General features: G+C 33.0%; 17 protein-coding genes. 4 read left to right on the top strand and 13 right to left on the bottom strand.

The window, feature by feature from the left end; translation table 11 throughout:
• Both MTP08_RS11790 and MTP08_RS11785 read right to left on the bottom strand, forming a co-directional pair.
• On the bottom strand, nucleotides 1–951 hold the full coding sequence (locus MTP08_RS11790) for a bifunctional metallophosphatase/5'-nucleotidase (protein ID WP_243576117.1): 951 nt from the start codon (nucleotides 949–951) through the stop codon (nucleotides 1–3).
• Nucleotides 951–1,706: a 5'-nucleotidase C-terminal domain-containing protein gene (locus MTP08_RS11785; RefSeq protein ID WP_243576116.1), complete on the bottom strand. Its 756-nt coding sequence runs from the start codon at nucleotides 1,704–1,706 to the stop codon at nucleotides 951–953. Before MTP08_RS11785 ends, MTP08_RS11790 begins: the two co-directional genes overlap by 1 nt.
• A 109-nt stretch (nucleotides 1,707–1,815) precedes the next feature.
• Between MTP08_RS11785 and dapA the strand changes: the two genes are divergently transcribed.
• The 3 genes from dapA (at nucleotide 1,816) to MTP08_RS11770 (ending at nucleotide 3,947) form a co-directional block, all read left to right on the top strand.
• On the top strand, nucleotides 1,816–2,688 hold the full coding sequence (gene dapA, locus MTP08_RS11780; protein WP_243576115.1) for a 4-hydroxy-tetrahydrodipicolinate synthase: 873 nt from the start codon (nucleotides 1,816–1,818) through the stop codon (nucleotides 2,686–2,688).
• Between the two features lie 86 nt (nucleotides 2,689–2,774).
• Nucleotides 2,775–3,269, top strand: coding sequence for a GNAT family N-acetyltransferase (locus tag MTP08_RS11775; protein ID WP_243576114.1), 495 nt, complete (start codon nucleotides 2,775–2,777; stop codon nucleotides 3,267–3,269).
• A gap of 15 nt (nucleotides 3,270–3,284) precedes the next feature.
• Nucleotides 3,285–3,947, top strand: a complete 663-nt coding sequence (locus MTP08_RS11770) for a hypothetical protein (protein WP_243576113.1) — start codon at nucleotides 3,285–3,287, stop codon at nucleotides 3,945–3,947.
• A gap of 15 nt (nucleotides 3,948–3,962) precedes the next feature.
• On the opposite strand, the gene ligD is transcribed toward MTP08_RS11770, so the two are convergent.
• From ligD to MTP08_RS11715, 11 genes are all read right to left on the bottom strand, one after another.
• Nucleotides 3,963–5,828 (bottom strand): DNA ligase D, encoded by a 1,866-nt coding sequence (ligD, locus tag MTP08_RS11765; protein ID WP_243576112.1) that lies wholly within the window; start codon nucleotides 5,826–5,828, stop codon nucleotides 3,963–3,965.
• Between the two features lie 77 nt (nucleotides 5,829–5,905).
• The gene (locus tag MTP08_RS11760) at nucleotides 5,906–6,508 is read right to left on the bottom strand and encodes a DNA polymerase ligase N-terminal domain-containing protein (RefSeq protein ID WP_243576111.1); all 603 of its coding nucleotides are present in this window, start codon (nucleotides 6,506–6,508) and stop codon (nucleotides 5,906–5,908) included.
• Between the two features lie 2 nt (nucleotides 6,509–6,510).
• The gene (gene ku, locus MTP08_RS11755) at nucleotides 6,511–7,296 is read right to left on the bottom strand and encodes a non-homologous end joining protein Ku (protein ID WP_243576110.1); all 786 of its coding nucleotides are present in this window, start codon (nucleotides 7,294–7,296) and stop codon (nucleotides 6,511–6,513) included.
• Nucleotides 7,297–7,416: 120 nt separating this feature from the next.
• Nucleotides 7,417–8,484 carry a hypothetical protein gene (locus MTP08_RS11750; RefSeq protein ID WP_243576109.1) on the bottom strand — a complete coding sequence of 356 codons (1,068 nt, stop codon included), beginning with the start codon at nucleotides 8,482–8,484 and terminating at the stop codon, nucleotides 7,417–7,419.
• Between the two features lie 41 nt (nucleotides 8,485–8,525).
• Nucleotides 8,526–10,280, bottom strand: a complete 1,755-nt coding sequence (gene aspS / locus MTP08_RS11745; RefSeq protein ID WP_243576108.1) for an aspartate--tRNA ligase — start codon at nucleotides 10,278–10,280, stop codon at nucleotides 8,526–8,528.
• Between the two features lie 143 nt (nucleotides 10,281–10,423).
• On the bottom strand, nucleotides 10,424–10,858 hold the full coding sequence (locus tag MTP08_RS11740) for an ankyrin repeat domain-containing protein (RefSeq protein WP_243576107.1): 435 nt from the start codon (nucleotides 10,856–10,858) through the stop codon (nucleotides 10,424–10,426).
• Nucleotides 10,859–10,961: 103 nt separating this feature from the next.
• Nucleotides 10,962–11,168, bottom strand: a complete 207-nt coding sequence (locus MTP08_RS11735; protein WP_209390600.1) for a helix-turn-helix domain-containing protein — start codon at nucleotides 11,166–11,168, stop codon at nucleotides 10,962–10,964.
• Between the two features lie 3 nt (nucleotides 11,169–11,171).
• Nucleotides 11,172–11,717, bottom strand: coding sequence for a DUF2975 domain-containing protein (locus MTP08_RS11730; protein WP_243576106.1), 546 nt, complete (start codon nucleotides 11,715–11,717; stop codon nucleotides 11,172–11,174).
• Nucleotides 11,718–11,863: 146 nt separating this feature from the next.
• On the bottom strand, nucleotides 11,864–12,517 hold the full coding sequence (locus MTP08_RS11725) for a DUF937 domain-containing protein (RefSeq protein WP_209390598.1): 654 nt from the start codon (nucleotides 12,515–12,517) through the stop codon (nucleotides 11,864–11,866).
• A gap of 76 nt (nucleotides 12,518–12,593) precedes the next feature.
• Nucleotides 12,594–13,859: a protein O-mannosyl-transferase family gene (locus MTP08_RS11720; protein WP_243576105.1), complete on the bottom strand. Its 1,266-nt coding sequence runs from the start codon at nucleotides 13,857–13,859 to the stop codon at nucleotides 12,594–12,596.
• Between the two features lie 2 nt (nucleotides 13,860–13,861).
• Nucleotides 13,862–14,371, bottom strand: coding sequence for a DUF2480 family protein (locus MTP08_RS11715; RefSeq protein ID WP_243576104.1), 510 nt, complete (start codon nucleotides 14,369–14,371; stop codon nucleotides 13,862–13,864).
• A 96-nt stretch (nucleotides 14,372–14,467) separates the two neighbouring features.
• Between MTP08_RS11715 and lpxB the strand changes: the two genes are divergently transcribed.
• Nucleotides 14,468–15,574, top strand: a complete 1,107-nt coding sequence (gene lpxB / locus MTP08_RS11710; RefSeq protein WP_209390595.1) for a lipid-A-disaccharide synthase — start codon at nucleotides 14,468–14,470, stop codon at nucleotides 15,572–15,574.
• Nucleotides 15,575–15,695 lie beyond the last annotated feature (121 nt).

Here is a 15,695-nt window from a genome sequence, read left to right as displayed (position 1 = left end):
TTAAGCGATTATACTGCTGTCGATTGCCTGATTATTCCAGGAAATCTGTTTTACGTTTTTATGATGATCGAAAAAGAAATCTATTCTGCCCAAAAGCAAGCCAGCCCAACCCACCTGGTTTACCAAAACATTTTTCCCTTGTCTGTTTTTGAAATTCTGAGGCTCGGGCAAGAAAGTATGGGTGTGCCCTCCAAGAATTAAATCAATATTCTCTGTTTGAGAAGCTAAAATTTTATCACTTAGTTTTTGTGGCTCATCTTCGTAATCATAACCTATGTGGGAAAGGCATATTACCAAATCACATTTTTTTTCATTCTTCAGAAAGTTAGAATAATGTTGTGCAACATCAATAGGATTATTCCAAATGGTTTCGCCGTACTGTTTTTTGCCTACAAGACCTTCAAGCTGAATTCCCACCCCAAAAATTCCTACTTTAATCCCATTTTTATCGAAAATTTGATATTGGGATGTTTTTCCGTCTAATATTGTATTTTTAAAATCATAATTAGAACAGATGAAAGGAAATTTAGCATTGGGTAAAACCTTTAGAAATCCGTCCAAACCATTGTCGAAATCATGATTCCCCATCGTGGAAGCATCGTATTTCATCATAGACATCAGTTTAAACTCAAGCTCTCCGCCAAAAAAATTGAAATAAGGTGTTCCCTGGAAAATATCACCGGAATCTAAAAGAAGTACATTATTTTCTTCGTTACGAATCTTTTGTATTAAACTTGCTCTTCTTGCAAACCCGCCCTGATTAGGGTTTTTGGTGTAGCTGGAGTCAAAAGGCTCTATTCTGCTGTGCTGGTCGTTGGTATGAAGAATGGTAAGTTTTGTTGCTGATTTAAAAGAATTTAAACTCAATTCTTCTGCCATCATCAAATTGGGAGCTAAAGACATTGCCAAAGATCCACCTGCTATTGTTTTTAAAAAACTTTTTCTGTTCATTATTTTTTATCAATAAAGTGTAAACGAATCTCTTCGTTAGGATTGATGTCTGTATTGTTTTTGAAATATTCAATAAACAAATCTCTCAGTTTTATTCCTGTAGGGATCATTTCTCCTTTGCTGAAAAACTTCATATTATCGCCTCCCAAAGCCAAATAGTCTGAAGTGGCAACATAATAGTCCTGATCCGGATTTATCGTTTTTCCATTAATCAAAGCTTTAGAAACCGATCCTTGGTTTGTTTCTATATATAAATGCGAAACAGGATTATTCTTTTGGTATTTGGCATAATACTCAAAAAGCCCCATTAAATCTGAACCTTTAAATTTAACAATGATTACCTCATTTTCAAAAGGCATTACTTCATAAACATTTTTCAGAAGAATATCTCCTTTTCCAATCGTGGTACGGATCCCTCCAATGTTGATGAGAGCGGCATCTATAGTACGTCCGAGATTGGTTTTTGCCCATTTATCAGCTCCGTCGAAAGTGTAATCTGCTAGAAGATTTCCCAAATTGCTATTATCGCCTTCCTTAGTGAGATTAACCTGTGTATGAGAGATTTTTTGGTTCATCTCTTTATTAAGCTTCAGGGTGTAGGGCTCTATAAATTTGGCAAGTTCTTCATCGCTCTTCAGCTCATTATTAATGGAAATGTTTTTTTGAGTTTCAACATGAACTAGCTGCGACGAGGTCGTTTTGCATGCTGTAAGTGAAACCAACGCAATCCCAAGCAACAAAAGTTTATTCTGCATAATGTCTTTTAGTATATGCAAATATAATTATATGTAGAATAAAACCTCATTAATTATTATAAATTCTTAGCTGAAATGTTTAAATTTGGCAATAATAATTTTTTAACAGATGAGCATTTTAAAAGGTGTAGGTGTTGCTTTGGTAACACCCTTTAATGAAGATTTATCGGTAGATTTCGACAGTTTAACCAAACTTGTGGAGTACAATATCGATAACGGAACCAACTTTTTGGTTGTTTTGGGAACTACAGCAGAGGCGGCAACGCTTTCAGTAGAGGAGAAAAAACAGGTAACAGATCATATCATTAAGGTTAATAGTAAACGTCTTCCGTTGGTTTTAGGAATTGGCGGAAATAATACGCTTGAAGTTAAAAAACAGATCGAAGAGACGGATCTTTCAGATTTTACGGCGGTATTGTCGGTTTCCCCATACTACAACAAACCAAATCAGGAAGGGCTTTATCAGCATTATAAAGCTTTAGCTTCTACAGGAAAAAATATTATCATTTATAACGTTCCGTCAAGAACCGGACAGAATTTGGAAGCAGAAACCACTTTACGTTTGGCAAAAGAATTCCCTAATTTATTCCTGATTAAAGAAGCGGCACCAAATATTCTTCAGTATTTTGATATTCTGAGAAAAAAGCCTGAAGGCTTCAATCTGGTTTCCGGAGATGATGAATTTACACTTCCCGTAACTTTAGCAGGTGGAGCAGGGGTTATTTCTGTGATCGGGCAGGCGTACCCTAAAGAATTTTCTACAATGGTTCAATTGGCTTTAGAAAAAAAAGTGGACCAAGCTTATGAAATTCATAACAAATTGGTAGAAATTACCCGACTTATTTTCGCTGAAGGAAATCCTTGCGGTGTGAAAGTTGTTTTGGCTGAAAAAGGACTCATTAAAAATTACCTGAGACTTCCTTTAGTTCCGGCTTCAGAAGGACTTTATGTAAAAATTAAAAATGAAATGGCTAAGATTTAAAAAAATCATTTCATCAATAAAATTAAAGTGAAGAGTATAATGCTTTTCACTTTTTTAGTCTTTATCCTCTGAAAAATTAATCAAATATGAAACTAATCAAAGCAACAGAACAGGATATTGAGAAAATTCAGGATTTGGCAAGAAGATCCTGGGAAAGTACGTATTCGGAAATCATTTCAGCCAGTCAGCTGGATTATATGCTTAATGAAATGTATTCTGAACAAGAATTACAGAGCCATTTTCAACATCCTAATTATCATTATTTTTTAGTTATTGATGATGATTTGAATGATGCCGGTTTTATCGGTTTTGAAGATCATTACGAAGAAAATACTACAAAACTCCACCGCATCTATCTTGTTCCCGAGAGTAAAGGTAAAGGTTTAGGCAAAAAAACACTTGAATTTTTAACTGAAAAAGTAAAAGAAAACGGAGATAACAGAATTATTTTAAATGTAAATAAGTATAATTCAGCATTAAAATTTTACGAATCGCAAGGTTATCAGGTTTACGGAGAAGGTGTTTTTGATATTGGAAACGGCTATGTGATGGATGATTTTCTGATGGAGAAAAATTTGTAATCACAAAACTAAATTATGAAATACACCTATATTTTTTTTGCAATTTTAGTTTTTAATATTTGTTTGGCGCAAAACGATTTAGAACTTAAAATAATTAATGATACGATTAAAAAGGTCTCAATATTCGATGACAATAATATCGTTTACACACTTAAAAATGTTTCAGATAAAAATTACCTAATTATATTAGATTCTGATGAATTCAATGAGGATGGATACAACTTTGTCGAACCACGGTTCTTAGGACTTCCTGATTACTATATTTTTGAAAAAAATATTTTATTAAAAAGTGATCAAGCATTTCATAATGGACAAAATAAATTTGATTTAGATCATACTCATATAGATTTTAGAAGATTTGAAAAATCATTTTCTCAATTATTTAGTGATGAAGATTTGGAAATTGCATTCCGAATTAGCAAAAATGTTATAAAGTTAAAGCCTGGTGAGGAAAAATTTTTTTTAACAAAAGTAAATTTTCCAAGTTATAAAAGTAGATTTATATATTTAAAAAATAAATCTGAATATTACTTTCAAATGAGTGTACAGATTCCGAAAGATATTATTGGAAAATATTATCAACCTATTAGAGAGAAAAATAATAAGGATTCAATTTTTGTGGGACAGATATTTTCAAATAAAGTTCCATTGCATTACGAAGTATACAACGATAAATAACTTTTAGTTTAAGAATTAATTGTTATTTTCCAATTCTTCTAAAGCATTTACCATATCAATTCCTTTCCCCAAAACCGGTTTGAATAAATCTCCTTTTTCTTTAATTCTGTCTAACGAATTATAAATATTAAAATCTGTAATTTTCAGTCCTTTTTGTAATTCATCCCATTCTAAAGGCATCGAAACTGGAGCACCTTCTTTCGGGCGAATGCTGTAAACACTTGCCAAAGTCTGCCCGGAGCGGTTTTGAAGATAATCTAAATAGATTTTTTTATTGTCACGTTTTTGTAAACTTCTTTCTAAAGTGGTAATTTTTGGTAGATTTTCATGTACTTTCTTCATAAGAATATGAGCGAAATCTTTCACCTGATCGAAATCATATTTTCTTCCCATCGGAATGTAAACATGCATTCCTGTACTTCCCGAAGTTTTACAGTATCCTTTAATTTTAATAGATTTTAAAATTTCATTTACCTGTAAAGCCGTTTCTATTACTTCATCAAATGTATTTTTTTCAGAAGGATCTAAATCTAAAACCAAAAAATCAGGATGATCCAATTGAGGTAAAGAAGAATTCCACGGATTAAAATCAATACATCCTAAATTATTCAGAAACGCTAGTGTTGCTTTGTTATTACAAACTGCATAATCAATATACTTTTCAGTAGAATCAGAATAAACTTTTGTTGTTTTAATCCATTCTGGGAAAGAATCTCCAATGTCTTTTTGGTAAAATCCGGATTCTTCAATTCCGTTGGGAAAACGGTTGAGAGAAAGCGGGCGGTTTTTCAAATGTGGAAGAATGTATTCTGAAACCGACTGATAATACTCTATAATTTCACCTTTTGTGATATTATCTTTAGGGAAATAAATTTTATTCTGATTAGTAAGTTTTATGGTATGACGATTAAGTAAAATTTGCGTCTCATTTTGATTTTCAGAGTTTTTTATGGTTTTTTCCTTAGGCATCTTATGATTTTTTTTTAGTGAATCGTTTTTGAGATCTTCAATGGTTTTGTCTTCTCGTAGTGTGACAAAAACAGGATGGCGAAATATACCGTCTTTCGTAATTTCAGAAAATTTCACCTCACATATTATTTTTGGAATCACCCATGTAACCGGCATATTGGTTTTCGGAGCAATTTCAAAAGGTGAATGTTTTACTTCTATTTTTTCAATTTTGTGATGAATTTCTTTCAGGAGCTCAGCATTAAATCCTGTCCCGGTGTGCCCCGCATACATCAGTTTTTCATTAATAAATTTACCTAATATCAATGCTCCAAACTTTTTTCTTGAACCTCTCGGCTCTGTAAAACCACAGATTACAGCTTCTTCGGTATTGGTGAATTTTATTTTCAGCCAATCGGCACTTCGGCTGTTTTCAGTATAATGACTATCAGATTTTTTGGCAATCATCCCTTCAAGATTCATCTTTCTCATCTGATTAAAAAAAGCAATTCCTTTTTCCGGAATATGATCACAATATTTAATCAAATCAGTTTCTGTGAGAGCCTCTCTTAAAAGTTTTTTTCGGTGGATGAGAGGTAGCTCTTCGGTAGAATGACCGTTTAGCCAAAGCAGATCAAATACCTGATAAGTTAAAGCTAAATTGGGGTTATCACCAATTTGCTGTAAGAGCTGAAAGTTGGGCTTGCCATTTTCGTCATAGGCAACAATTTCGCCATCAACAATCATTTTATGTTTTTGATTTTGAAAATCTTCCGCAACTTTACTGAATTTTGACAGAAATGAAATCCCGTTTCGTGAATAAAATAAAGGTTCTTTCTTACTGAGATCGGCAATAGCACGATATCCGTCCCATTTTATTTCGAAAATCCAGCCTTTATTATCAAACGCTTCCGCTTGTGCTTTTGCAAGCATCGGCTTAATAAAACTTTCAATCTTTTTTTCGTCTACTAAAGAATTAAATCTTTTAAATTTTGGTTTTGCCTCCGTATTTACGGTTTCTTTTTGACGTTTTTTGGGCTTTTTTTTTCCTCTAAAAACTTTGAAACTGTTGAATTTTTCGCAACATTTTCTTCAGCATCATATTCTTCTTTGGCAAATTTATCTTTATGTTTAATGAGTAGCCATGCATTATTTTCGGTATTTTTCATCTTTACCAATGCAAATTCTCCTTTTAATTTTTTCCCATAAAGTGTAAATTTCAGAGATCCGGATTTTAACTCTTTCAGAAGTTCTTTTTCATCAGAAAGTTTTGAAGTTTCATCTAAAGGTTCATAGGTTCCGCTATCCCATATTTCTACCTGACCGGCTCCGTAATTGCCTTCAGGTATATTTCCTTCAAAATCTTTGTAGTCATAAGGATGATCTTCCACCATCATTGCCAAGCGTTTATCTTCAGGATTTAAAGATGGTCCTTTCGGGACAGCCCAGCTTTTTAAAACCCCATCCATTTCCAGACGAAAATCATAATGAAGTCTGCTTGCAGCATGTCTCTGTACAACAAAAATCAGTTTACTTTTACTTTTTTTTGTCGCTCCTTTCGGTTCTGAAGTTTCATCAAACTTTCTTTTTTTATTGTAGTCCTGTAAAGCCATAGTTAAGAAGCGTTTTTAGATTGAGAACCTTTCAAACTGGCTTTAAGCTGAGCCATTAAATCAATTACTTTTCCTTGTTTAGTCGGTTCAGATTTTTTAATTTTCACCGATTTTCCTTTTGCTTTTTTCTTGATAATTTTCAGGAGTTCAGCAGAATAAGTGTTTTTATAGATGGTAGGATCAAATTTTTCAGATAACTGTTCAATTAAATTTTTTGCCATCTTGAGTTCTGCCGGCTTTGGAACTTTTTTGGCAGGAATTTTCAAATCCTTATAATCCCGAATTTCTTCTGCAAAGCGCAATTTGTTCAACACCAAAACATCGTCATTATAAGGTCTGATTAGCCCAATCGCTTCACTTTCCCGAAGGATAAAAGTTCCGATACCAACCATTTTAGTCTGCTGAAGAGCTTTTATGAGAAGACGGTAAGCGTTTTCGCCATTTTTCTGAGGCTCAAGAAAATAGGGGGTTTCAAAGTAAACAGAATCTACTTCAGATTCTTTTACAAAATGTTCAATAGAAAGAATTTTAGACTTTTCGGGACTTGCTGCTTCGTAATCTTCATCTTCAAGAACGATGTATTTGTCGTCCATCAGATAGCCTTTTACAATATTTGCCCACTTTACTTCTTTTCCTGTTTTTTCGTTTACTCTTTTGAATCTGATGTTCGAAAAATCTGACTTATCTAGCATATCCAAGTCCAGTTTGCTGGTTTCGGTAGCAGAATAAATTTTTATGGGGATATTAACTAACCCAAAGCCGATGGCACCGTTCCAGATTGCTTTCATTGTAATTTGATTTCCGTAAAGTGTACAATGATTATGCCGACAAAAAATATTGAATTGTATGTGGTATCTCTATAGCAGAAAACAGAGATTTAATGATCGCAAATAGAGATTTCTGAATCTTTAATAATATTGAAGTCGCCGAATATATTGTTTTTTTTGAATTTCTTTATTCACAGTATTATTAACTATAACATTTACGGTCTCGGAGATGTTTATTTCAGTCCAATTACCATATTTATCATATGTGTAATAAGATTCTCTTATCAGTTCGTTTTTATCGTTATAATATTTCTGGGAGTTAAGATTTTTAGAGAGATCGTACTGAAAGACCGTTTTATATACCACTTTATTATTGGATATATTTTGCTTTTCTTTGGTTTCTCCTTTTAGAGTAGGGTAGGATAATTCAATTTCGAAAAGTCTTTTTTCACCTTTAGAATTGGTAGAATATCTTAAAATTTTAGTTGTGTCTTTTACTTTTATATATTCGAAAGAGGTTTCGTAGATGGTATTATTGTAGTTTTGTTTTTCAAGTATCATTCTTCCTAGATGATCGTAGAAATAGCTTTTCTTAGATTCTGGAATGTTTTCATTTTTATTAATTTCTTCCGTTAGAAAATTACTTTTGTTATAAAGATATTTATTACTAGAATACAATTTGTTTTCATCATCGTAACTGTCGCTTGAAATAATTTTAGATTTAGGATTATATGAAGATTTTATTGTAGAAGTGAGATATCCATTTACTGTATAGTATTTCTCAGAAATAATATTTCCTGACTTATCTACTGTTTTATAGATTTTCTGTCTTACTGAGGGATCATTTGTTAAAAAGCCTGAATCGGGGTATTTTTCATTTTCTTTGATAGAAAATTTAGAAAAATAACGATCAAAATCATTACCACAAGATTCGCAGAGTGTGGTGATAATTTGATTGGACTTATACTCATTTCGCTCTTCACTTCTCAAATACCCATCATTGTATTTTTTTACAATAAGAGGTCTTCCCATTGTATCGAAATTTTGAAAAAATACTGGTTTTTCTTTATTGCCATATTCGATGACGAAAGATTCTACAGTTTTTATTTTTCCTTTTAGTTTTTCATTTCCGTAAATATCAGTCTGTGCAACACCGAAAAAGCCGATAAAAATGAAGAGATAATTAAATTTTGATATTAGTTTTTTCATTTTGATAATTAAAAAAGCAGAGAAAAATCTCCGCTTCTAATTTATGCTTTTAAATTTAATTTCAATTCTAATTCATCAAGCTGTTCATTTGCAATTTCTGCCGGAGCATCAATCATTACATCGCGTCCTGAATTATTTTTAGGGAAGGCTATGTAATCTCTAATTACCTCATTGCCATCTAGGATAGCTACTAAACGGTCAAACCCGAAAGCCAAACCACCGTGAGGCGGAGCTCCGTATTTAAAGGCATTCATCAAAAATCCGAATTGTGCTTCTGCCTCTTCTTTTGAAAAACCTAACAGATCGAACATTTTAGATTGAAGATCTTTATCGAAAATTCTGATAGAACCTCCACCAATTTCGTTCCCGTTTAAGACCATATCGTAAGCATTGGCTCTAGCTTTTCCGGGATCTGTTTCCAATAAATGAATATCTTCTGGTTTTGAAGAAGTGAAAGGGTGGTGCATTGCGTGGTAACGTCCGCTTTCTTCATCAAATTCCAATAAAGGGAAATCTACTACCCAAAGAGGTGCGAAAACATCGCCTTTTCTCAGTCCTAAACGGTTACCAAGCTCCATTCTTAATGCTGAAAGCTGAGCTCTTACTTTATTTTCGTTTCCGGAAAGAATCAACATTAAATCGCCTTCTTTCGCTCCGAATTTTTCGATGATTTTTGCTAAATCTTCCTCGTTGTAAAATTTATTTACTGATGAAGTTTTTATACCATCATTCTGGAATTTTACCCAAACCATTCCCGATGCTCCTATTTGTGGTCTTTTTACCCAGTCTACAAGTTCATCAATTTGTTTTCTGGTATAATCTGCACACCCTTCAACAGTAATTCCTACAACCAATTCGGCTTCATCGAATATTTTGAAATCTTTTCCTTTTACTAAGTCATTCAGTTCCACGAATTCCATTCCGAAACGGATGTCCGGCTTATCGTTTCCGTATTTTTGCATTGCATCTGCAAATGTCATTCTAGGGAAATCTCCAAATTCCTGACCGGTGATGTCTTTTAACAAAGTTTTAGTCATTCCTTCAAAAACATTCATTACATCTTCCTGCTCAACAAAAGCCATTTCGCAGTCGATTTGTGTAAATTCCGGCTGTCTGTCGGCACGTAAATCTTCATCACGGAAACATTTTACAATTTGAAAATATTTATCCATTCCGCCCACCATCAACAATTGTTTGAAAGTTTGCGGAGATTGGGGTAAAGCGTAAAACTGTCCCGGATTCATTCTGCTTGGAACCACAAAATCTCTGGCTCCTTCCGGCGTAGATTTAATTAAAACCGGGGTTTCAACCTCTATGAAGCCGTTGTCAGACAGATAATTTCTTACTTTTTGAGCCATTTTGTGGCGGAAAATCAGTTTATCTTTTACCGGATTTCTTCTGATGTCCAAATAACGATACTTCATTCTCAGCTCTTCGCCGCCATCAGTTTCATCTTCTATGGTAAAAGGTGGCAGTTGAGATTCGTTTAAAACAGTAAGCTTTTCTACCAAAATTTCAATTTCACCTGTTGGAATATTAGGGTTTTTGCTTACTCTTTCTATTACTTTTCCTGTAACCTGAATGACAAATTCGCGTCCCAGTTTTTTGGCATTTTCCATCAGCTCCGCAGTAGAACGGTCTTGGTCGAAAACCAGCTGAGTAATACCGTAACGATCCCGAAGATCTATCCAAATCATAAAACCTTTATCACGAATGGTTTGTACCCATCCTGAAAGTGTAACTTCTTCATTAAGATTTTTGAGAGACAATTCTCCGTTTGTGTGCGATCGAAACATTTGTTTTAGATGTTAGATATTATACTTTAGATATTAGACTTAAAATTGTCTAAATTTTCGTTTGCAAAGATAAGGTTTTTAGGAGGTTTTAAAAATAAAAAACTCCCCGAAGGAAGTTTTGAAATATTTTAAGATAAAAATGATTAAAGAATCATGGCGATTGCAGATTGCTTGTTTTCTACGGCATAGTCTTTTGCAGTTTTACCGTTATTGTCTTTTGTATCTTTTTTGGCTCCTCTTTTCAAAAGATTTTTTGCAGCATCCATGTTTCCATATTTTGCAGCATTCATTAAAGGAGTTACTCCATCGCAAGCTTTATTTACGTTTGCTTTGTTACCCAAAAGAAATTCTGTGATGTTATTTTTTTTATATTTAATGCTATATGAAAGCACCGTTGTAGAAAGTTCTTTTACGTTTAAACATTTATCATACTCTGTTTTAGCAAAAGTTTTTTTGAAATTTTCTACGTTATCTGACTGAATTGCTCCTCTTTGGTCGCTATTTATTTCCTGTGCAGAAACCAGACTTGTAAAAGCAAGGATACCGAAAAGTAAAGTGGAGGTCAATATTTTTTTCATAACAATTTATTTTAATTTATACAAAGCTAAATATTTTTTTTGAGATATATTGCTAATTATGAATCCATTTCGTTGATTTTTTAAAAGTGAATACAGAATTTTATTAATCTTTTACATATTCTAAAAGATCTCCTGGTTGACAATCAAGAATTTTGCAGATGGCTTCTAAAGTAGATAATTTCAAGGCTTTCGCTTTGCCAGTTTTCAGAATAGATAAGTTGGCTTGAGTAATTCCTATTTTTTCTGCCAATTCTTGCGACTGCATTTTTCTTTTCGCCAACATGACGTCTATATTAATAATGATTGGCATCCATTAAATTGTTAAATCGTTTTCAGACTGTAATTCTATTCCCTTTTTAAATATAACACTTACAATGTACAATATTGCAGCAATGATAAAGAAATTAGAATTTTCAAAATTGATGTTTATTGAAAAACTTCCACGGTAAAGCAGTGGAATAATTGTGCTTATTAAGATGTTTAAAATTCCTAAAGTTAAAGCCGTATTACCTAGTTTCGAAATTAAATTTGCACTTTCTTCACTGAAGGGACTTTTTAGGTTTACTTTATTAAGAATCGTAAGAGCTGTTTTTGATAATTTAATAAAAAACCATAAATAAAGAATGGATAAAAAGCATATGATAGCAAAATTGAAAAACCCTGTTTTTTTTAATTCTTCAAATGTAACTTTATTGCCACCAATTTCAATATTTGCACTTGTGAAAAGTGGGAAATTAAAATTAAATGTGGCTGTGCCAAAAAAAAGAAATATAGCTATAATGCCTAAAACCGCTGATACAAGGGTTATCCATAAGATTATTTTTAAAAAAGAAATAGCAACATTATAAGAATTGTTCATTGTTTCAATATTTTATTATTGCAAATATATAATTAATTATTGTTTTACGATAATTAATTATTGAAATTTTAAAATATTTTTAATTTAACTACAAAAAAATACCGAAGCATAAACTTCGGTATTCAATATTTTTAAGATGTAAAAAATTATTTTCCTCCGAAAAGCCCACCAAGAAGATCTCCAATTCCTCCGCCTTGCTGTTTCTGTTGTCCTCCTCCAAGAACGCTTCCTAAAATATCATTCAATGGATTTCCTGAAGATTGCGATTGCCCACCTCCTAAAACACTTCCTAGAATATCGTTTAAAGGATTAGACTGCTGTTGTTGTGCCTGATTTTGAGCTCCGCCTAAAATTCCGCCTAAAAGATCTCCAAGACCTCCTGCTCCAACATTATTCTGCTGTTTTTCTTTACCAATATATCCCATGATTACCGGAGCGAGCATTGCCAATACAGGTCCGATTTTATCAATAGAAATTCCTGTATTTTGCGATAACTGATTTTCTACGGTAGATTTTTGGTTTCCAAAAATATGCGAAAGAATAGATCCCCCTTCATTTTGTCTGGCTTCAAGCTGTGAAGGGTCGTTCAGAATACTTCCGTCGTGATCTTTATCTAAAGCATTATTTAGCGCTTCAGCTTCGTTGGCATCCTGAGATTTATTTCTCAGATAATTAATTACCAAAGGCGTTGCAACTGCCAAAAGTGCAATGATTTGATTTTTGCTGATTCCGAATTTGTTTTCAGCCTGTTCTGCTACCTGATTTCCGGTGCTGCCTGTTAAAAGGTCAATTAGACTCATAGTTTGTGTTTATTTTTTATTATTAAAGTGAATGAAGATTAGCAAAAATGATACCGCAAAAAAAGAATATATTTTTCTAGAGTTTACGTATTTCAGCTTCTGTGTAGCCTTTTTTCTTAAGTTCCTGAATGTATGTTTCAGCACTTTCAATCATCCAGTTGATGGGTTCTGGAGAGGTTTTTTTGTCTATTACAAATTCCAGAATTCCTTTATTGTTATTCATCCATGGAAGCATATAATAGGAGAGTCCTCCTTTGTAGCTCTTAAAATCATCAAATTTTTTTGCCTGTGGAACAAATGATATTGATATGCTGAAAGCTAAATAATATAAGACCGGCGTAAGTATACAAATCCATGAAAGTTTTTTGAAATACAAGCGTTTACCGGATGTAAGACCATACCCAATTGCTAAAGCAAATACGATATTAAAAGGCAAAAAGAATATATAATTATCCGAAACGGCATAAAATGTAGCAAAGCCATAAATTAAGACAGATGCAAGAAAGAAAATATTAAACATCTTTCTGTTCTCTCTATACAGCTTAATCATACCAATAATTCCTGCTATAACAAAAACATTAAAGTTGTATAGTAAATATGCAACAGATTTTACAAGATCTAATGCATATTGGGTAAATGTTTTTTGGAAAGAATCTTCAATCCAATGTCCCTGATTACTGCTAAAAGGAGACAGAAGTGGATATCCCTGAGAAAGATTCAGAATAAATATTGAAGAGAAAATAATAGCGAAAGATAATAATGAGTATATAACGCTCTTTTTTTCAGATTTAAAATAGAAAAGAAATAAAATATATGCCGGAATCAATAAAAAATTCTGGATATGTACCCAAATGCTTATTCCGAGAAAAATACCGGCAAAAATGATGTAGTTTTTATTTTTTTTCGATACAAAACTGTTAATCATGCATAAATAGAATAAGATTATCCATAATGCATTATACGTGTAAACTTCAACAATTTCGGCATTCTTCCAAAAAGTAAAACTAAACCCGAAAACAATGGCAGCAACAGCAGCATTCCAGTTTGTCTTGGTTAAATTCCGAACTGTAAGATAAACGAAAAGAACCGAAAAAGCTGCTGAAAAAATCACTAAAAACCGATTAGATTCAATCGCTCCTAATCCTGTTATTTTATTAATTAAAATGGCTGTATTGCAATAAAGAATGTGTGAGGTAGAAATAGCAACCGTCTCAAAAGTGTCCAATTCGGTAATAAGTACAAACCCAACACAATCTGCAAACGGAATTTTAGAAAAACTTCCGATGTAGTAAATGACTAAAAATGAGAAAAATAATAATCCGGCGTATAAAGTTTTTTTCATTCTTAATTCTTTAAAATGGGAACATTAGAGCAGGCTTCACCAAACATAAGCGACTTTACAATCGGCTGAAGTTTTTCCACGAGTTCTATGTAAGCATTTTCCGGAATTTCTTTGTCGGAGCAACCTTTTACCAAGACTCTTTTTCCGTTCATTTCAGAAAAATTGTAATTGCTGATGGCGTCATGCATCAATATGATTTCTAAATTTTCTAAATTTCCATATACAATTTTCTTAGCAGTGTTGGTAAGTTTTGCAGTAATCAGAAAATAAGCCCAAAGCGGAACGATAGCATCTGCAGAGTTGTAAACATATACATAAGAATCTCTGTATTCTTCAGTATTAATTGCCTCCACCTTTTCGCGGAAATCTTTTTCTTTTAAAATCATTTCCATGAAGAGAAAATCTTTCAGGTCTATCCCTTTTCTTGCTCCTTTGGGAAGCAAATCGGCAATATCAAAATTTATAAGTCCGCTTTCTGCTACTTTGTTTCTGATTTCAAATTCTTCTGCCATTTTTATCATTATCTTTGAAGCAAATTTACTCATTCTAATTTGAAATTTTGGGTTTAAAATCCGAGATTTAGAAAATCAATCATCGCTTGTCATTTTATGAAATATTATATCATTGCGGGAGAAGCTTCAGGAGATTTACACGGAAGCAATTTAATGAAAGCATTAAAGCAGAAAGATCCACACGCAGAATTCAGATTTTGGGGTGGGGATCTTATGCAAAAACAGGGCGGAACTTTAGTAAAACATTACCGCGACTTAGCTTTTATGGGTTTTTTGGAAGTAGCGATGAATTTGCGAACGATTCTCAATAATATTAAATTCTGCAAAGAAGATATCAAAAATAACAGACCTGATGTTTTAGTTTTGGTAGATTATCCGGGTTTTAATCTCAGAATTGCAAAATTTGCCAAAGAATTGGGAATTAAGGTGGTTTATTATATTTCGCCACAACTTTGGGCTTGGAAGGAAGGACGAGTAGAAACCATCAAAAAATATGTGGATGAAATGATGGTGATTCTGCCTTTCGAAAAAGATTTTTATCTGAAACATGGCGTAAAATCTCATTTTGTAGGTCATCCTTTATTGGATGCGATTTCGAAACTCGAAGAAGTAAATGTCGATCAGTTTAAAGCTCAAAATCATTTAAACGAAAAGGAAATTATTGCCCTTTTGCCCGGTTCAAGAAAACAGGAGGTCGAAAAAATGTTGGAAATGATGCTTTCTGTACGTCCGCATTTTCAAAATTATCAATTTGTAATCGCTGGTGCACCCAGTCTAGATAAAGATTTTTACCAAAAATATGTGGATGAAAACGTACATTTCGTTTCGAATAAAACCTACGATTTGCTGAGATGTTCTAAAGCGGCTTTGGTAACTTCTGGTACGGCAACTTTAGAAACAGCTTTGCTGAATATTCCCGAAGTGGTTTGCTACAGAGGAAGCAAAATTTCTTATGCGATTGCCAAAAGATTGGTGAAAAACATTAAATACATTTCTCTCGTGAACTTAATTATGGATAGGGAAGTGGTAAAAGAACTTATTCAAAATGACCTTAATACCCAAAATCTCGTTGCAGAATTAAATTTAATACTAAACGGTGAAAAAAGAGAGCAGATGCTGCATGATTTTGATCTTTTGAGAGAAAAACTGGGAGGAAGCGGAGCTAGTGATAATGCCGCGAATGTCATTCTTAAATTAGGCTAATCTTCAGCTTTTCTAAACATTCAAAAAATCACTTTTTTTATTTTTAAGAATAAATAAAATGCTTATTATTAAGCCGATAACCGGGATAAATAAAACGGCAGAGGTTAATAAAAGCTTAATG

The sequence above is a fragment of the Chryseobacterium oryzae genome, from assembly GCF_022811665.1.
In the GTDB taxonomy this organism is placed as follows: domain Bacteria; phylum Bacteroidota; class Bacteroidia; order Flavobacteriales; family Weeksellaceae; genus Chryseobacterium; species Chryseobacterium oryzae.
Note: the sequence above shows the minus strand (reverse complement) of the source record. Positions and strands in the feature narration are given on the sequence as shown.